The sequence below is a fragment of the Pseudomonas sp. SMN5 genome, assembly GCF_052041925.1.
Taxonomy (GTDB): Bacteria; Pseudomonadota; Gammaproteobacteria; order Pseudomonadales; family Pseudomonadaceae; genus Aquipseudomonas.
Map to the genome: position 1 here is coordinate 17,873 of NZ_JBKGGX010000033.1, position 17,656 is coordinate 35,528.

The following is a 17,656-nucleotide window of genomic DNA, read 5'->3' on the forward strand; positions in this document are numbered from 1 at the left end:
GCGCAGTACCTATGGCACTGCCAGGCGCATCCCTGTGGCGAGGGAGCTTGCTCCCGCTGGGGCGCGAAGCGGCCCCCGGTTTTTTGCGGCTGCTGCGCAGCCGAGCGGGAGCAAGCTCCCTCGCCACAGGGATGTGTCGATCCTGGCTCATTTTTCACCCATGGCTATTTCATAAGGAAACTGTGATGTCCTTGCATCCGGAACTCAACGCCTTCCTCGACCTTGCTGAACAAAGCCAGGTGGACGGTGCCGGGCCGTTTTACCTCTCGACGCCGGCCCAGGCCCGTGAAGCGTTCGAGCGCACCACCGTACAACTGCGCTGGGGCGCCCCGGCGGATGTGCAGTGCGCGGCCCACGAATGTCTCGCACGGGACGGTGCGTCATTGACGCTGCGGTTGTATCGACCTGCCACGGCGACTACCCAGGCGTTGCCGGTGCTGGTGTATTTTCACGGCGGCGGGTACGTGGTCGGCAGCCTCGATTCCCATGACGGTGTCTGCCGCGAGTTCTGTGCGCGAACACCCTGTGCGGTGTTGTCGGTGGGCTATCGCCTGGCCCCCGAGCATCGGTTTCCGACGCCACTGAACGACGGCGCCGACGCCCTGGCCTGGCTTGCGCAACAGGCCGGCGCCGAAAGCCTGGACATCAGCCGCGTGGCCTTGGGCGGCGACAGTGCCGGCGCGACCCTGGCGACCGTGCTGGCGCTGCAATCGGCGCTGGAGCCGGACACGCTGGCGATCACGCCGTGCTTCCAACTGTTGTGTTATCCAGTGACCGACGCCTCGGCCAGCAGCCCTTCCACCGAGTTGTTCGGCGAAGGCTATCTGCTGGAAAGCCAGACCCTGGAGTGGTTCTACCGGCACTACGCCAACGAGCCGGCCGATCGCCTGGACTGGCGTTTTTCACCGTTGCTGGCCCCGGCCCACCCACGCATGGCCCCCGCGCTGATCGCCTTGGCCGGCCATGACCCCTTGCTCGATGAAGGCCGCGCCTATGCCCGGCACTTGCAGGCGCAGGGTGTGGCGGTGGAGGTGATCGAGTACAGCGCATTGATCCACGATTTCCTGCGCTTGCAGAGCGTGGTGCCGGAGATCGATGAGGTGTATGGGCAGTTGAGCGAAGCGCTTCGGGCTGCGCTGAATCCTTAAGACAACACAAGGCCCTTGTGGGAGCGAGCCTGCTCGCGATGACGGCGGCACATTCAGCATCACAACGACAGATACACCGCTATCGCGAGCAGGCTCGCTCCCACCGGGGGTACTGGGTGTCTATAAGTCTGCATTCACAGCTGCTCCCACCGGGTTTGGGGCAGATAAAAAAACCGGGCCAAGGCCCGGTTTCCTGTTACTGCGGTGTCGCTTAGAAGTCGTAAGTCACATCCACCGAAGCCACGCGTTCCTGGCCGTAGTAGCAACCGAACGAGTAGTTGCAGTGGGACACGTATTCGCGGTCGAAGACGTTCTGCACGTTCAGGCTGGTGCTGACGCCACGCAGGCTCGGGGTCATCTTGCCCAGGTCGTAGCGCACAGTGGTGTCGAAGACGGTGAAGGCCGGTACGTCGAACGAGTTGGCCGCGTCGCCCGGCTTGCGGCCGGTGTAGCGTGCACCCGCGCCGAAGGTCAGGCCGTTGAGGTTGGCTTGGGTGAAGTGGTAATCGACCCACAAGGTGGCGGAAACCGGTGCCTGTTGCTCGCTGCGGTTGTCCTCGTTGCCGTAGTTGTCCTTGGTGTAGAACGAGTCGAGGTAGGATGCGGCTGCCATGACCTCGACGTTGTCGATGGCCGATTTGACTTCCAGTTCAACGCCACGGGAACGGACTTCCCCGGACTGGATCGAGTTGGCGGGATCGGCCGGGTCGGCAGTGACCAGGTTCTTCTGCTTGATCTCGAACACCGAGGCGGTGATCAGTGTCTTGTCGAACGGCTGGTACTTCACACCCACTTCGTACTGCTCGCCTTCGGTCGGCTTGAACGAATCACCGGCGGCGTCCGTGCCCACGGTCGGCAGGAAGGACTCGGAATAGCTGATGTACGGTGCCAGGCCGAAGTCGGTGACGTAGGTCAGGCCCACGCGACCGGTGAACTTGTTGTCACGCAGTTGCGAGACGCTGCGGGCCAGCAGGTCCTTGTTGTCCACTTCGGCCCAGTCCTGGCGGCCGCCCACGGTCAGGATCCACTTGTCCAGCTTGATCTGGTCCTGGAAGTAGACGCCGGTCTGGCGCACGGTGTTGTCCCACTTGGTGTCCAGGGTCGGGGTCACGCTGCCGGTGTCATAGTTGTTGTTGCTGCCGTACAGGTTGATCGGCACCACGTTGTAGGCGTTGTAGCCGTCGTACTTGCGATTGAAATGGCGATAATCCAGGCCCGCCAGGGTGGTGTGTTCCAGGGCGCCGGTGTTGAATTTGTACTCCACGTTGTTATCGATGGTGTAGGCGGTGTTGTGCTGCCGCCAATCGAGTTTCACGCGGTTGGCCCGGGTCTGGTCGGTCACGCCGCCGCTGGTGACGAAGCTGCGCAGGTAGAAGCCCTTGTACTGGTCTCGCACGTCGGTGTAGCGCGCCGTTGAGCGGAACTTCAGGTCATCGGTCAGGTTATGGCTGAAGTCGTAGCCGAGGATGAACTGGTCGCGCTTGTAGTCGTTCCAGCGGGTGTCGCCGGAGAAGAAATTGCGGTCGATGCGCTGGCCGTTCGGGCCGCGTTCCAGGGAGCCGATCCGCGGCAGCGCCTGATAGTCTTCCAGGCCGTCATCCTTCTGGATCTGCGCCAGCAAGGTCAGGGAGGTGTCTTCGTTGGGCGCCCAGGTCAGGCTCGGCGCCAGCAGCATGCGTTCGCTGTGGGTGTGGTCGACCTGCTGGTTGCCTTTTTTCGCCAAACCGATGACGCGATAGCTGAATTCCTTCTGGTCGTCGATCGGACCACTGGTGTCGAACGCGCCGTTGACCCGGTTGTAGCTGCCGGCGCCCAGCTTGATCTGGCTGCGCTGTTCGGTGGTCGGCCGCTTGGAAACCATGTTGATCAGGCCGCCCGGCTGGTTCTGCCCGTAGAGCACCGACGACGGGCCCTTGAGCACTTCGATGCGCTCCAGGGTGTACGGATCGATCTGCGGCGCGCCGCCCAGGCTGCCGGCGTAGGGCAGGTAGGCGCCGTCCAGGTATAGCGGGGTCGGCGAGAAGCCGCGGCTGGTGATTTCGTCGGCGATGGCGTTGCGATCGGTGAAGCCGCCGGTGTTCAACCCCGGCGTGTAGCGCAGGGCCTGGGTCAGGTTGCGGGCGCCCTGGGTCGCGATCTGGTCGGCGGTGACGACGTTGATGGTCTGCGGGATTTCCAGGATCGGCGTATCGGTCTTGGTGCCGGTGGCGCTGCGGGTGGCGACGTAGCCGTCCACCGGGCCATATGCCGATTCCGCCGTGCGGCCGCTGATGGTGGTCGGCGCCAGTTCCAGTGAATCGCCCGGGGCCCTGGAGCGCACGGTGACGGTGTTGCCTTCGACGGTGAACACGACGCCGGTCCCCACCAGCATCTGTGACAGCGCCTGGGTCGGCGACAACCGCCCGTTGACCGGTTGGCTACGCAGCCCCTGGACGTCGTCGGCGCTATACAGCACTTGCAGGCTCGACTGCGTGCTCAACGCCTGCAACGCACTCGCCAGCGATTGCCCAGGAATGTTGAAGTCGATTTCCTGGGCCTGGACCTGTGCGCTGAACGGCAAGGCCAGGGCCATGCTGAACGCGGTGGCGCTAAAGCCCGGTTGCAGCAGGCGACGCATGATCAGTGCCTTGGTAAAACGTGGAATCCCCGGAGTTGCTGGCATCAGTGTTTCACTCTTGCAGGTGTTAAGTGGATGTAGTTGTGAGCAATTCCTAATTAGGACGCACGACCGTCGCAAAACCGGAAATGAGAATCGTGACTATTTACGCAGGCTGCAGTTCGGTGACCACTTTTCCGGCTTCCATCCGCACCAGTTGATCGGCCACGTCGAAGTAACGGTCGTCGTGGGAGATCACGATGATGGTCTTGCCCAGGCGCTTGAGGTCCGGCAGCAGCTCGGTATAGAAGATCCGCCGGAACGTCGGGTCCTGGTCGGCGGCCCATTCGTCGAACACCAGCACCGGGCGCTCTTCCAGCCAGGCGTTGACCAGCGCCAGGCGCTTGCGCTGACCGGTGGAGAGGTCGGTGGTGGTGAAAGCACCCTCGCGCACGCTGACCTTGTGGGCGATTTCCAGGCGTTGCAGGTACTTGTTGGCGTCCTCCGGGATGTGGGTGTCGCCCTGCACGATGTCGTCGAACAGGTAGTAGTCGGCAAAAATCGTGGTGAACAACTGGCGGTAGTCATCCCGGGTCAGGGCGCTCACCACCTGGTCGTTGAGGCGGATTTCTCCTTGTTGCGGGGCGTACAGGCCCAGCAGCAGCTTGATCAGGGTGGTCTTGCCGCAGCCGTTTTCCCCGACGATGAACACGATGTCGCCCTGGTCGATCTTCAGGTTGACCGGCCCGAGGCGGAACGGCCGGGCGCCTTCGGCCGCCGGGAAGGCGTACGAGACGTCGCGTAGTTCCAGGCCTTGCACCGTCGTTTGTGGGCGCCCTTGGTCACTGAGCAAAAGATGCGGTTCCGGTGAGGAAAACTGTTCCGACAGCTCGGCGATGCGGCGGAAGGCGATCTGGGCGCGGCTGACAATCGGCAACGTGCCGATCAGGTGTTCCAGCGGGCCTTTCATGTACAGCAGCACCAGCACGAAGCCGCTCATCACCGCCTGGTCCGTGCTCGGCCACAGCGATTGCAGGGCCAGTGCGAGGCCGATCACCACGAAGAACAGCATCGAGCCCAGGGTCTTAGCGATCACGAACGTATTCACCGAACGGATCTGCGTATCGCAGATATGGTCGGCGGTGCGCTCGATGCCCGAGACGTACATGCGTTGGCGGCGCGGACGGTGGATGCGCAGTTCCTTGGCGCCTTCGGCGACGGCGTTGTAGTGCTTTTGCAGTTCGTCTTCCGCATCGCGGGCCGCCATGAAACCCTTGATCCCGCGTCCGCGGGCGATGTACTGGACCACGGTACCGATGACGATCGCCACCAGCATCAGCAGGAACATCGGCCACGACAACAGCGCCAGGTAACCCATGCAACCGAGGGTGACGGTCAGGGAGATCGCCAGGGGGGCGAAGGCGAAGGCGAAGTCGCTGATGGTGTCGACGTCGTGGGTCAGCACCGGGATCAGCCGGTGGCTGCGGTAGCGTTCGATCTGCTCGATGGGCGCCGAGAGGACTTTTTCCCCCAGCTCCTTGCGCAACCGGGCGATGATTTTCTGGCCGACATAATTGGTGCCGATGTCCGAGCAGATGGAACTGACCAGCGCCAGCAGGCACAACCCGGCGAAGACACCCACCACAGTGTGGGTCAGACCGCCTTCGGCGTGCAGCGCCTGGTTGATCGTCGCCAGCAGCACGGTGACGCTCAGGCCGCCGACCATGCCCAGCACGATGGCGCCGATGACAATCAGCCGGAAGGGTTTGAGCAGGGTGAACAATTCATGGATCACACCGCGTTTTGGTTGGCTCATGGAGGGGGTCCCTGCTGGATGGAAAAAGGGGCGGAGGCATCGGGGGCATTTGCCGGGGACGCAGGTGCGCCGGTTGGATCGCGCCCGTCTGTTAGACGTTTGGTGGGGGAGGGGATTTAAGGATGCTTGACTCGGTAGGCCCAGGCGAACAAAGCACCTGTGGCGAGGGAGCTTGCTCCCGCTCGGGCGCGCAGCGGCCGCAAAACCTGGGGGCCGCTTCGCAGCCCAGCGGGAGCAAGCTCCCTCGCCACGGAAAGCTCCCCTGAACCATGCAAACTCGGGTTACATATCCCGCGCCACCCGGAACCCGATCCAGTCGCCACGCACGCTGGGCACCAGCGCGTTGCGGTTGCCGGAGCGAGAAAACACCGGCGCCTCACCCCAATCGTTGCCGCGGATCCGGCGGAACTCGCACTTGCCGGTCAGCCAGGCGCTGCCGTCGCTCGGGGCGCCGAGGTAGTTTTCGTTGTAGCAGTCGGCGGTCCACTCGTAGATGTTGCCGTGCATGTCGTACACGCCGAAGGCATTGGGTGCGAAGCTGCCGGCCGGGGCGGTGAAGTTGTAGCCGTCGGCGGCGCCGTAGGTGTTGGCGTGCTTCGCGATGCTGTAGTCCTTGCCCTCGTCGAACGGGAAGGGGAACGGGCCGGTGCTGCCGCCGCGTGCCGCGTACTCGCGCAAGGACTCGCTGACCAGCCGGTAAGGCTTGCCGGCTTTTTTCGACAGCCATGCCACGTAGGCGTTGGCCTCGGCGAAATCCATGCACACCGCCGGGTGCCGGTCGGTGTATTGCTTGCGCGGGTCGCTGCCCTGGTAGTCCGGGATGCCGGCCTTGCACGCCCGCCCCGGTCGCTCATCGCCATCGGGCATGGTGTAGCCGGTGTCCCGCAGGTAGGCGAACCACTCGCTCTTGAGGATCTGGAAACGGCTGATCGCCACCGGACGGGCAAATGTCACCGGGTGCACCGGGCCTTCGTCGGGCTCGCGTCCCACTTCGTCTTCCGGGGTGCCCATCTGGAAGGTGCCGGTGGGCAGTACGACCATTTCCGGGCAGTCCTTGCAGTCGCGCAACACCTGGCCCGGTTGCGAGGCGTGGGCGCCGGAGGGCAGCAGGGCGGCCAGGAACAGCGCCGCAAGCATCGATGGAAAACTGTTCATCGTTCTTTCTCGTAAAGTCAGGTTCAGAGTGTCTGGGTCAGCAGGCCCATGAAGCGATCGATCTCGTTTTCGGTATTGAGCAACCCCGGCGCGGTGCGCACCACCGGCCCGGCGTCGCGATGCACGGCGTCGGCGATCACCCGGTTTTTCATCAGGTAGCCGGCGATCTCGTCACTGTAGCGGCCTTTGACCCGGAAGAAGGTGAAGCCGGCCGACAGCTCCGGGCTCAACGGCGTGACCAGCTCGATCTGTGGCTTGGCCAGCAGCTGTTTTTTCAGGTAGCTGTTGAGGGCATGGATGCGCGCCTGGACCTCGGCCTTGCCCAGTTGCAGGTGCAACTTGAACGCTTCGTCCGCCGCCCAGCGGTGTTCGAAGGCGTGAAAACCGCCGGGCGTCATGACCGTGGAAAATGCCGTGGCTTCGGAGAAGGTCGGGATGATCGGCGTGACGTACTTGAGTTCTGCGCTGCGGCTGCACACCAGGCCGGTGCCCCGCGGACCGAACATCCATTTGTGGGTCCCGGCGATGAAGAAGTCGCAGTTCATCTCGGGGAAGCTCAGGTCCTCGACGCCGAAACCGTGTACGCCGTCCACCACATAGATGATCCGCTGTTCATCGCTACGGCCCTGATTGTGTTTGTCCACCAGCGCGCCGATCTTGCCAATCGGCAGCTTCACACCGCTGCCCGAATGCACCCAGGTCATGCCCAGCACGCGGGTTTCGGGGCGGATGCTGCGGTCGATGGCGCTGAGGATTTCGTCGTGGCTGGCGGCGTGGGCCTGCTCGAACAGCTTGATCTTGCGTACCCGGGTGCCGTCCCGTTGGGTGCGCAGATCGAGAATGGTGTGGGTGGCGTAGTGTTCGTGGGCGGTGGTGAGGATTTCCTGATCGGCGCGTACTTGCACGCCGCCGTAAATCATCGCCAGGCCTTCAGTGGTGCTGCCGGTGAGGGCGATCTGCTGGGGGCTGGCTTGCAGGTAGCGACCGGCCCAGGTCCGTACGTTCTCTTCGCGTTCCTCGGTCACACCCAGGTCCCAGTCCATCAACAGCCCCGGATTCTGGTCGAGGGCGGCGCGGTGTCTTTCGATGGCCTCGCGCACCGGGCGTGGGTGGGTAGTGACCAGGAAGTTGGAGAAGTGCAGATAGTCCGGATCCTGGTCGAACAACGTGCGCAACTGCGCCCATTTGTCTCGGGACAGCGATGGCAGTGGCTTGGTGCTTGCCTGTGCGGGCAGGCTGGCGGCCAGGGGCAGGCTGGCCGCGAGGATGCCGGCCTGCTTGAGAAAGGTGCGGCGTTCATTCATGGCTGGCTGACCTGCTGGGCCGAGGCCACCGGGGGGCGGGCGGCTTGTTGCACCTGGTCCCAGACCCGCAGGAAATTACCGCCCCAGAGCTTGGCGATGTCGGCTTCGGAGTAGCCGCGGGTAAGCAATTCGGCGGTGACGTTGCGGATCTCGCCGACGTTCTCCCAGCCTTTCACACCGCCGCCTTCGTTGAAGTCCGAGCTGATGCCGACGTGGTCGATGCCGATCTTGCGCACGGTGTAATCGATGGCGTCCCCCAGGTCCTTGAGGCTGGCCTTGGGTTCTTCCTCGAGAATGCCGTAGAGCTGCGCGGCGTATTCGCCGAACTTCTGCTCCGGCCACGCGGCGATGATCGGATCGCCCGGCATCAGGGCCATGGCCAGGTTGGGCAGCGGCGGCAGGTCGAAGCGTTGGCGCAGGGCATTGAGTTTGTCCTGGGTCTTTTGCGTCAGCGGGCGCAGGTATTGGGAGAAGCCGACGATCTGCACCACGCCGCCACTGCGCTTGATCAGTTGCAGTTCCTTGTCGCTGAGGTTACGCGGGATGTCGACCATCGCCCGTGGTGCCGAATGGGACGCCACCAGCGGCGTGCGGCTCAGCTGCGCGACTTGTTCCAGGGCCTGGCTCGACATCTGCGACACGTCGATGATCACCCCCAGATCGTTGAGGCGGGTCACCGCTTGCTTGCCCAGGTCCGACAGGCCGCCGAGCGCGTCGGGTGAGTCGTTGAAGAATGGCAGCGGGCGGGACGAGTCGGCCCAGTCGTTATTACCGATGTAGCTGAATCCGAACATGCGCATGCCGCGCGCCGTCCACAGGTCCAGCAGGCTCAAGTCGTGGCCCAGGGGGTAGGCGTTGAGCATGCTGATGAAAATCGCGAACTTGCCTTCGCCGTGCAAGCGGCGGAAATCCTCCGGGGTGTAGGCGATGGCGACCTGGTTGGGAAAATCGCGGACCAGGCCGCTGATGATCTTGTAGCGCACCTCTTGCTGGTTGCGCGCCTCCTCGACGAACCCGGCGGTGGGTTTGTGCGGGGCGTTGGGGCCGTTCCACAGCTCGGGCCAGCCGAAGATCGTCAGGGCGGCGCCGGACAATTGGCCGCGGTTGGCTTTCACCAGGTCGAACTGGCCGCTGCCATCCTTGTCGGCCTCGTGGCCGGCGGTGCCGAAATCCAGTGGGACGGTGATGTGGCTGTCGAAGGAGAGCAGGCGGTCGTGCAGGGCCTTGGCTTGTTTCATGACTTTGACTGGGTAGCCGGGGTTGTCTCGCCACCAGTGGTCCCAGGCTGCCAGGCTGCCGCCGATCACCAGCGCCAGGGCCAGGGGCACGCCGGTGAGTAGCGCTTTTTTCGAACGTCGTGTTGTCATTGCCGATCTCAGTCAGGTTTGCCGGGCGTGGGGGGCTTTGCTATGTGGGGAGGACGAGTAGATGGCGGGGAAATTTAGGCGGTGTGGGGTTGTGGATTGGGGGTATATCCGTTGCTGCGATAACGGCTTCTTACGGTTCCGCCTTTACGGCGGCTTACTTTTGAGAAGCGCAAAAGTAAGCAAAACGCTCTTGCCCCACCACTGGGCACCTCGCTTACGCTCGGTGTTCCCTCACTCCGGCATTGCTCCGTGGGCCCGCCTCGATGGGCCATCCATGGCCCTGCGCGGCTAACCCGGCATCCATGCCGGGTTGCCCACTACGCAATGCCTGCGTTCGGCCCTTGTGGTTGATGGGGCGTCCGAGATCAAAAGCCAAAGCAAAAGCAAAGCAAAAGTGAGGCGGCCTGACAGCCGACCTATATCTCCGGTGTTGTCCCGATCCAACTGTGGGAGCGGGCTTGCCCGCGAAGGCGGCCTGCCAGCCGACCCATCTCTCCCGGCCATACCCAATCCACCTGTGGGAGCGAGCCTGCTCGCGATGGCGTCTTCACAGGCACCCCCTAAATTTGCCAACCCACCCCTCGTCCTAGCTTGGATAAAGCCCACCCTCAAAGGCTGACACAGGTAAGGCAATGACGATTTCTCGACGATGGTTCATGGCAGGCCTGGCGCTGACCGGTGCCGCTGTGCCGGCGGTGTTTTACGGGCATCGTGAGTTGACGCGGCCGGATCCGACCATCACCCCTGGCGAGGCTTCATTCGAGGTGGCGGATGTGGCGGGGCAGCGCCGGGCGGATACGTTGCGGGGGATCTGGTCTATTCGCTTCACTGGAGGCGCAACGGCCCTCGACGGTTTGCCGGATGAAGGTCTGCAACTGTTCCTCGACATCGCCCATAAGGGCCGTGGCCTGGTGGGGTATCTCGACACCGCCGAGCGGCTGCGCGGTGGGGATGAGCCGCGTTATCGGGTGTTGGGAGACCTGGCCGGGACAGACCCCCAGCAGGTGAGTTGGCGGCTGATCGGCACTGGGGCTGCGGACGGTGTGCCGGATTACGAGTTCATCATGACCCTGGATGAAGTCTGGGCCGGTTTCGGCAATGCCGGCAGCGCGACCCTCAGCGGTCGGGTGTTGCGTCTGGATCGTCCGCTGGCCCTGCCTGAGCAGGACCTTCAGGTGATCGCCGTCAAGCAGCGCTTTCCCGAGGCTCGGGAGCGTACGCCGCTGGGCCCGGCACTGCTGGCCTGGTTGGTGTCGCCTGAGCATCGGTTGTTTCACCAGCTCTGGCATGCCACGCGGGACAAGTGGCACACCCTGGACGAAGACAAGCGCAACGCCCTGCGCGGCATCGGCTGGCAGCCCGGCCCGCGGGATCAGGAGCGCGATGCCCGCGGTCCGCGCAAGGACCGCAACGGCTCGGGCATCGATTTCTTTTTCATGCACCGGCACATGCTCGGTACGGCCCGTTCGTTCCAGGCGTTGCCCTCGTGGCCGCGCTTCCCGTTGCCGCAACCGGAGCTGGAACGTGATCGCCTCGGGTTCGCCCGGTATTTCGATAATCACGATGGCACCGCTTTGCCGCCCACCTGGCTGGCCGATGGCGACGAGCAATACGCCCAGTGGGTGAGTGACATCAAGACGGCTGAGACTTACCACAGCAATTTCCAGGTCTGGGAATCACGCTACCGTGACCCACGCTATCTGTCGAAACTGACCCTGGGCCAGTTCGGTTCGGAAGTGGAGCTGGGGCTTCACGACTGGCTGCACATGCGCTGGGCCTCGGTGCCTCGCGATCCGTCCAACGGCCATCCGGTGCCATTCGCCCGCGACCCCGCCGACTTCGCCCAGCGCTGGTTCGCGGCGGAAAACGACTTTCTCGGGGACCCGTTCTCATCCCACGTCAACCCGGTGTTCTGGGCCTTCCACGGCTGGATCGACGACCGCCTCGAAGACTGGTTCCGCGCCCACGAACGTTTCCATCCCGGCGAAGTGAGCCGGCTGACGGTCAACGGCGTGCCCTGGTTCGCCCCTGGCCGCTGGGTGGAAATCGCCGACCCGTGGCTGGGTCCGGACACCCATGGCTGCAGCACCACGCCGGGGCTACAGGCCGGGCGCTCGGTGGAAATGGACCCGGAGACCATGAAACTGGCCCTGCGCATCACCTTCGGCAACGATGACAAGAAACTCTCCGAACTGTTTCGCCGCGTGCCGCAACGGCCATGGTATGCGCGCAATCTCAAGGCCAAGCCGGTTTGACGCGCGGTGTGCACCTGTTAGTTCTTACAGGAGACGCTGCTCGTCGCTGGGGATAGATTGCTGCCAATGCCAGCGACTCATCTGCAATGAGGACTTGCCATGGAAACCAGCAAAGGCGTGTTGATCACTCTCACCGAGAAAACCGGACAAACCTACCGGGCAGTGGAAATCGACTTCGTGACCCGCATGACGGGTTTTGTCGATGACAACCCCGACAATGAGTTTCGCGATTCGATCATCTCCTCCTACGGCGTACGCGTGACCAGGACCAAGCCGGAAGGCCCATTCGACAAGGTTTCGGTGCACGGGGATATCGATGGCGACAGCGACGTGGATGTGGCCGACAGCCAAGCACTGATTGACCTCGCCACGGCCGCGATCAAGGTGCCTGCGGCGGCGGGGTAATCCCAGGCCGTTCAGGGTTTCGCGCCCGGGCTTGATGAGCGACCGAAAACCCTGTGGGAGCGAGCTTGCTCGCGATGACGGCGGCATAGTCAACATCACAGTGACAGAGACACCGCCATCGCGAGCAAGCTTGCTCCCACAGGGGGACGGTGTTGGAATCAGGTTTGGGTTGACGCAGATCCACCGTGGCGAGGGAGCTTGCTCCCGCTCGGGTGCGCAGCAGCCGCAAAAAGCTGGGGGCCGCTGCGCAGTCCAGCGGGAGCAAGCTCCCTCGCCACAGGTGGCACTTGGCTTGGGTGCGGTTAACGGGGGAGCGGCGTTCTACGTTGCAGCGTTAACAAAACTTGAGCCGGCCCTTTCCACAGTGGATGGGCGCCGCGCTCAGGCTTGGCGAACGACAGAAAAACCTGTGGGAGCGAGCTTGCTCGCGATGACGGCGGCACGTCCAACATCGCGGTGACAGATACGCCGCCATCGCGAGCAGGCTCGCTCCCACAGGGGGGCTGGGGTGGAGCCGGTTTCGGGTTGAAGCAGATCCAATGTGGCGAGGGAGCTTGCTCCCGCTGGGCTGCGAAGCGGCCCCAAAATCTAGCGGTCGCTGCGCAACCGAGCGGGAGCAAGCTCCCTCGCCACGGGGGTTAGTCCGGATCCGCATCAGTGCGGGAAGGGCGGCTTAGTTGACTTGCCAACCCCCACCCAACGCCTTGTACAACGCCACGCTCGCCTGGACCCGTGCCAGGCGCAGTTGCACATTCATATCCTGCGCCGCATAAAGCGTGCGTTGGGTTTCGAGCACGGTGAGCAGGTCTTCGGCGCCGGCCTGGTAGCGGCTTTGAGCGATGTCGAAGGCGTTCTGGGCTTGTTGCAGTTCTTCGGTCTGCCACCGCCGTTGCTGGTCGATTCCGCGGATGCTGCTCAGGGCTTTTTCGACGTCGGCGAAGCCGTTGATGATGGCCGCGCGGTACAGCTCCAGGAGTTCTTCCTGGCGGGCACGGGCCTTGTCCCGTTCGGCTCTCAGGCGGCCGTTGTTGAAGATCGGTGCGGTCAGGCCGGCGGTGAGGTTGTAGACGTTGTTGCGCAGCAATTGGTCGGCGATGTCGGCGCCGGTGCCCAGGCTCAGTCCGAGGGTGACGGAGGGCAACAGGGCGGCGCGGGCCACGCGGATGTCGGCCTCGGCCGCCGTCAGGCGCGCTTCGGCGGCGGCGATGTCCGGGCGGCGACGCAGCAGTTCACTGGGCACGCCGGCCTCGATGGCGGGCCAGTGCACGCGGTCGAACTGTTCATCGGCGAGGTTGAGCGATTGCACCGGCTGCCCCAGCAGCGTCGCCAAAGTGATGTGTGCTTCCCGGGCTTGTTGCTGCACCTGGGGCAATCGGCGTTGCTGGGCCGCCACCAGGCTTTTCTGCTGGGACAGTTCCAACGCCGTGGCGCTGCCGGCGTCGTAGCGGGTCTGAACCAGGTTGAGCACGCTTTGGGCGTTGGCGAGGTTCAATTCGGCGATGCGTTGCTGTTCGCCCAGGGACAACGCCTGGGTATAGCTGTTGGCAACCCCGCTGAGCAGCGTCAGCTCCACCGTCGCCCGGTCGAACTGGCTGGCCGACAGGCTACCCAATGCACTGTCCCGCGCCGCCCGTTTGCCGCCCCAGAAATCCAGTTCATAGGTGGCGCTGAGGTTCGCGTCGTAGTAATCGATGGTGCGGCTTTCCCGACTCACGTCCAGTTGGCTGTAGCCTTTGCCCCGCAGCAACTCTTGTCGATTGCCGTTGAGCCCGGCCTTGATCTCCGGCAACAGTGGCGCACCGGCGATCACCGCGCTGGCCTGGGCCTGGCGAACCCGGGCCATGGCGGCGGCCAGGTCATGGCTGTCCAGGCGCGCTTGTTCGATCAGCCGGTTCAACTGCGGGCTGCCAAAGTGCGTCCACCATTGCTGGTTGTCAGTGCGAGCGCCTGGCGTTTCGACATTTTGCCAGGCCGGCGGCGGTTCGATGCCGCTGTCCGGTTTCGGCAGCGGCGAGCCACAGGCCGCCAGCACGAGGCTCGCGGCCAGAAGGGTCAGGTGCGCTTTCATAGGGTGCGATTCATTCACTGGTGAGGGCCGCGACCGGGTCGAGGCGAGCCGCCTTGCGGGCCGGCATGAAACCGAAGACCACTCCGGTGACCAGGGCGCAGCCGAAGGCACCGAACACCGCCAGCCATTCGAACGCTACGGCGATCTTGCCCAGCAGCAGCGCACCGCCCACCAGCAGCGCCAGGCCGATGCCGGCCAGTCCGCCGACCACCGAGAGCATCACCGCTTCGGTGAGGAACTGGCGCAGGATGTCGCGCTGGCGGGCGCCGGTGGCCATGCGGATGCCGATTTCCCGGGTCCGTTCGCGTACGGTCATGAGCATGATGTTCATCACGCCGATGCCGCCCACCAGCAGCGAGATCGCCGCGATGGCGCCTAGCATCAGCGACAGCGTGCCCTGGGTCCGCGCTTCGGCCTGGATCATCGCGGCGTTGTTGGTCAGTTCGAAATCCTGCTTGCCGTTGTGCAGGCGCAACAGTGTGCGGGAGACGGCTTGCTCGGCCTGCCGGACCTTGCCCGCGTCCCGGGCGGCGATCACCACGTACTCGGGATGACGGCTGCCGAACAGCCGTACACTGGCGGCGGAGTAGGGCACGGCGATGCGGTTGTCGGCGTCCGAATCGCCGGAACTCGCGCCCTTCTCGGCCAGCACGCCGACCACTTGGAAGGGCACATTTTCGATCAGCACGTAGCGACCGATGGGGTCGGCGACGTCCTTGAGCAGCTTCTGCCGGACCTTGTGGCCGATCACCGCCACCGCTGCGGCACTGCGTTCGTCGGCGTCGCTGAAGTAGCTGCCCTGGACCACCGGCCAATTGAAAATGGCCGGAAAGTGGGTGTCGTTGCCGCCCACGTAGCTGGTGTGGTCAAGGTTGCCGAAGCGCACGCTGGCTTCGGCACCGTTGACCGGCATGATCTGCTGCACCTCGGGCAGGGCGGCGAGGGCCGCCAGGTCCTGTTCGCTGATGATGCCCTTGGCCGCGCGCGGGTTGGGCGCGGTGCCGTTGAGGTAGATGATGTTGGAGCCGAAGGCGCCCATCTGGGCCATGACCTGGCGCTTGCTGCCTTCGCCCACCGCCAGCATCACCACTACGGAAGCCACGCCGATGACGATGCCCAGCAGGGTCAGGGCGGTGCGGAAGCGGTTGATCCACATCAATCGCCACGCCGCTTGCACGGCGTCGAGCAGCTCGCCTTTCCAGGCACCGTTGTGTTCGCTGCCGGCGCTCAGGCGCTGGCGCAGGTCCACCGCTTGCAAGGCTGACGGATTGACCGCCGAGGGTTGCGCATCGGCCACGGCGCTGTCGCTGATGATCAGCCCGTCGCGGATCTCGATGATGCGCTTGGCCCGGGCCGCCACCTCGCGGTCGTGGGTGATCAGGATCACCACGTGGCCCTGGCTCGCCAGTTCATCGAGCAGCGCCATAACCTCGATGCCGCTCTGGCTGTCGAGGGCACCGGTGGGTTCGTCGGCGAGGATGATGTGGCCGCCGTTCATCAAGGCCCGGGCGATCGACACCCGTTGCTGTTGCCCGCCGGACAATTGATGCGGTCGGTTACCGGTCCGGCTCGCCAGGCCCAGGCGTGCGAGCAGGGCGCTGGCCCGGGCGTGGCGCTCGGCCGCCGAGGTGCCGGCGTAGATCGCCGGCATTTCGACGTTTTCCTGGGCGGTGCCGGAAGGAATCAGGTGATAACCCTGGAACACGAACCCGAAGGCTTCGCGGCGCAACCAGGCCAGTTCGTCGCTGCCCAGGCGAGCGACGTCTTCGCCGGCAAAACGGTACTCGCCACTGGTGGGGCGGTCGAGGCAACCGAGGATGTTCATCAGCGTGGATTTGCCGGAGCCGGACGCGCCGACGATCGCCAGGAACTCGCCGGCGTGGATCGACAGGTCGATGCCGCGCAGCACTTCGACCCGAGGGCTGTCGCCGCCGCCATAGGCCTTGCGGATGTCGCGCAGTTCGATCAGCGGTGTGTTCATTCAGCCTCCGTTTCCGGCGGCCGGACCGATCAGCACCCGCTCGCCCTCGTTCAGGCCATCGAGCACCTGGGTGCGCAAACGGTCGCTGACGCCGGTGCGAACGGCCCGTGGCTGGACCTCGCCGTTGTCGGCCAGCACCCGGACCTGGCCGGTGGCTTCCTGCAATGCGGCGCTGGGCACGCTCAGCACATCCTTGGCCTGGGCGGCGACGAAGAAGACCTGGGCGGTCATGTCCGTCATCAAGGCGCGGTCGGCGTTGTCGACGTCGAGCAACACCGTGTAGAGCACCACCCGTTCGCTGCCGCTGCGACCGCCGTTGGGATTGCCGCCCTGACTGGCCTCCAGCGGGCGCGGCGGCACCGGGAGAATCTGGCGCACGGTGCTGCTCCAGCGTCGGGCGCCGCCGGCCAGGGTGGTGAAATAGGCGTTCATCCCGGGTTTGACGTGGCCGATGTCCGCTTCCGAGACTTCGGCCCAGACGGTCATCGGGGTCAACCTTGCGATGCGCAGGATCAGCGGCGTTTGTTGCTGGGCGTTGAGGGTCTGGCCTTCCCGGGCGCCGACCGCGACCACGGTGCCGCTCATCGGCGCGTAGATCCGCGTGTAGCCCAACTCGGCCTCGTCGCTGCGCAGGTTGGCCTGGGCCTGGCGGATCTGGGCCTGGAACATGTCGATGCGTGCCTGGGTCGCCCGGACCTCGGCGCGGGCGGTCTGCACGTCCTCTTCGCGGGTGGCGCCGCCGGCCTTGAGTTGTTGCTGGCGCTGGAATTTCTGCTGCGCCAGGTCGTGCTGGGCCCTTTGCTCCTGCAACTGCGCCTTGAGGTTTTCGATGGAGAAGCGTCCGGCGTCGAGCCTGGCCTTTTGGGTGGAAGGGTCGATCTCCACCAGTAACTGGCCCTCGCGCACCTCGTCGCCGGCTTCGACGTGGATCTTCTGGATCTGCCCGGACGCCTGAGCCCCGACGTCGACATAGCGTCGCGGTTGCAGGGTGCCCAGGGCCGTCACGCTGTTTTCGATATCGCCGCGGGTGACGAGCGCGGTGGCCGGCGCTTCGCGGTTGGGGGCCACGGCTTGCCAGGCCGCGAAGGCGACAGCCGGAAGCAAGGCGAAGGTCATGAGCCAGGCGCGTCGGGTAGGGCGGGGAGGTTTCATGCAGGGTTCCGGCCGGTGGTATCGAGCCCGTCGCACGCGTGTCGGGGACGGGAGGCTGTTCTGGTAAACGAGCGCTTTGGGCGGGAATTTACTGGTTGAAACACTTGGTAGCAGGATCGCTACCCAGGGACAGGATGGCCCCTGTGGCGAGGGAGCTTGCTCCCGCTGGACTGCGCAGCAGGCCCAAGGCAGGCGCCGCCGTTAGCGCTGTCGAGATGGAGCTGCAGATGAGGGCCGCTTCGCGCCCCAGCGGGAGCAAGCTCCCTCGCCACAGGGGCTTTGTGTCGCGCCATTTATTGCGGGGCGAACGCTGAGATAAAGGAAAGCTTTAAATCTATATGAGAATTACTATAAATTACGCGATTGATGCTGCCACCATCGTGCCACTGCCGAATCCAGGCACGCCGAG

The 17,656-nt window shown here is 64.5% G+C and carries 11 protein-coding genes; 3 read left to right on the forward strand and 8 right to left on the reverse strand.

Features of this window, described 5'->3' with window-relative positions; translation table 11 throughout:
* The first annotated feature begins 185 nt into the window (after positions 1-185).
* Positions 186-1,148 (forward strand): alpha/beta hydrolase, encoded by a 963-nt coding sequence (locus ACLEJR_RS24300; protein WP_440817081.1) that lies wholly within the window; start codon positions 186-188, stop codon positions 1,146-1,148.
* 211 nt (positions 1,149-1,359) lie between these two features.
* Here the strand turns inward: ACLEJR_RS24300 and ACLEJR_RS24305 are convergent, their stop codons facing one another.
* The 5 genes from ACLEJR_RS24305 to pvdM all read right to left on the reverse strand — a co-directional run bounded on the left by ACLEJR_RS24305 (position 1,360) and on the right by pvdM (position 9,386).
* Positions 1,360-3,810 (reverse strand): TonB-dependent siderophore receptor, encoded by a 2,451-nt coding sequence (locus ACLEJR_RS24305; protein ID WP_440817083.1) that lies wholly within the window; start codon positions 3,808-3,810, stop codon positions 1,360-1,362.
* 100 nt (positions 3,811-3,910) lie between these two features.
* Positions 3,911-5,560 carry a cyclic peptide export ABC transporter gene (locus ACLEJR_RS24310; RefSeq protein ID WP_440817086.1) on the reverse strand — a complete coding sequence of 550 codons (1,650 nt, stop codon included), beginning with the start codon at positions 5,558-5,560 and terminating at the stop codon, positions 3,911-3,913.
* Positions 5,561-5,842: 282 nt separating this feature from the next.
* On the reverse strand, positions 5,843-6,715 hold the full coding sequence (gene pvdO / locus ACLEJR_RS24315; protein ID WP_440799563.1) for a dihydropyoverdine dehydrogenase: 873 nt from the start codon (positions 6,713-6,715) through the stop codon (positions 5,843-5,845).
* A gap of 23 nt (positions 6,716-6,738) precedes the next feature.
* The gene (pvdN, locus tag ACLEJR_RS24320) at positions 6,739-8,019 is read right to left on the reverse strand and encodes a pyoverdine-tailoring periplasmic protein PvdN (protein WP_440817088.1); all 1,281 of its coding nucleotides are present in this window, start codon (positions 8,017-8,019) and stop codon (positions 6,739-6,741) included.
* Positions 8,016-9,386 carry a pyoverdine-tailoring dipeptidase-like protein PvdM gene (gene pvdM, locus ACLEJR_RS24325; protein WP_440817090.1) on the reverse strand — a complete coding sequence of 457 codons (1,371 nt, stop codon included), beginning with the start codon at positions 9,384-9,386 and terminating at the stop codon, positions 8,016-8,018. The genes pvdN and pvdM overlap by 4 nt, the downstream gene beginning before the upstream one ends.
* 632 nt (positions 9,387-10,018) lie before the next feature.
* On the opposite strand from pvdM, the gene pvdP reads away from it, so the two are divergent.
* Together pvdP and ACLEJR_RS24335 are read left to right on the forward strand one after the other, a co-directional pair.
* On the forward strand, positions 10,019-11,641 hold the full coding sequence (pvdP, locus tag ACLEJR_RS24330; protein WP_440817092.1) for a pyoverdine maturation tyrosinase PvdP: 1,623 nt from the start codon (positions 10,019-10,021) through the stop codon (positions 11,639-11,641).
* A gap of 99 nt (positions 11,642-11,740) precedes the next feature.
* Positions 11,741-12,046 carry a hypothetical protein gene (locus tag ACLEJR_RS24335; RefSeq protein ID WP_440817095.1) on the forward strand — a complete coding sequence of 102 codons (306 nt, stop codon included), beginning with the start codon at positions 11,741-11,743 and terminating at the stop codon, positions 12,044-12,046.
* 673 nt (positions 12,047-12,719) lie between these two features.
* Here ACLEJR_RS24335 and ACLEJR_RS24340 read toward each other — a convergent pair.
* From ACLEJR_RS24340 to ACLEJR_RS24350, 3 genes are read right to left on the reverse strand one after another with little or no spacing between them, the layout of a single operon-like run.
* A complete protein-coding gene (locus ACLEJR_RS24340) occupies positions 12,720-14,114 on the reverse strand; it encodes an efflux transporter outer membrane subunit (protein ID WP_440817096.1) in 1,395 nt (464 codons plus the stop codon).
* A gap of 10 nt (positions 14,115-14,124) precedes the next feature.
* Positions 14,125-16,095, reverse strand: coding sequence for a MacB family efflux pump subunit (locus ACLEJR_RS24345; protein ID WP_440817098.1), 1,971 nt, complete (start codon positions 16,093-16,095; stop codon positions 14,125-14,127).
* On the reverse strand, positions 16,096-17,247 hold the full coding sequence (locus ACLEJR_RS24350; RefSeq protein WP_440817099.1) for an efflux RND transporter periplasmic adaptor subunit: 1,152 nt from the start codon (positions 17,245-17,247) through the stop codon (positions 16,096-16,098).
* Between the last annotated feature and the right edge of the window lie 409 nt (positions 17,248-17,656).

Excerpts from the sequence above, each read along its gene's own strand:
- ACLEJR_RS24300 (WP_440817081.1), top strand. The coding sequence starts at position 186 with ATGTCCTTGCATCCGGAACTCAACGCCTTCCTCGACCTTGCTGAACAA.
- ACLEJR_RS24305 (WP_440817083.1), bottom strand. The coding sequence starts at position 3,810 with ATGCCAGCAACTCCGGGGATTCCACGTTTTACCAAGGCACTGATCATG.
- ACLEJR_RS24310 (WP_440817086.1), bottom strand. The coding sequence starts at position 5,560 with ATGAGCCAACCAAAACGCGGTGTGATCCATGAATTGTTCACCCTGCTC.
- pvdO (WP_440799563.1), bottom strand. The coding sequence starts at position 6,715 with ATGAACAGTTTTCCATCGATGCTTGCGGCGCTGTTCCTGGCCGCCCTG.
- pvdN (WP_440817088.1), bottom strand. The coding sequence starts at position 8,019 with ATGAATGAACGCCGCACCTTTCTCAAGCAGGCCGGCATCCTCGCGGCC.
- pvdM (WP_440817090.1), bottom strand. The coding sequence starts at position 9,386 with ATGACAACACGACGTTCGAAAAAAGCGCTACTCACCGGCGTGCCCCTG.
- pvdP (WP_440817092.1), top strand. The coding sequence starts at position 10,019 with ATGACGATTTCTCGACGATGGTTCATGGCAGGCCTGGCGCTGACCGGT.
- ACLEJR_RS24335 (WP_440817095.1), top strand. The coding sequence starts at position 11,741 with ATGGAAACCAGCAAAGGCGTGTTGATCACTCTCACCGAGAAAACCGGA.
- ACLEJR_RS24340 (WP_440817096.1), bottom strand. The coding sequence starts at position 14,114 with ATGAAAGCGCACCTGACCCTTCTGGCCGCGAGCCTCGTGCTGGCGGCC.
- ACLEJR_RS24345 (WP_440817098.1), bottom strand. The coding sequence starts at position 16,095 with ATGAACACACCGCTGATCGAACTGCGCGACATCCGCAAGGCCTATGGC.
- ACLEJR_RS24350 (WP_440817099.1), bottom strand. The coding sequence starts at position 17,247 with ATGAAACCTCCCCGCCCTACCCGACGCGCCTGGCTCATGACCTTCGCC.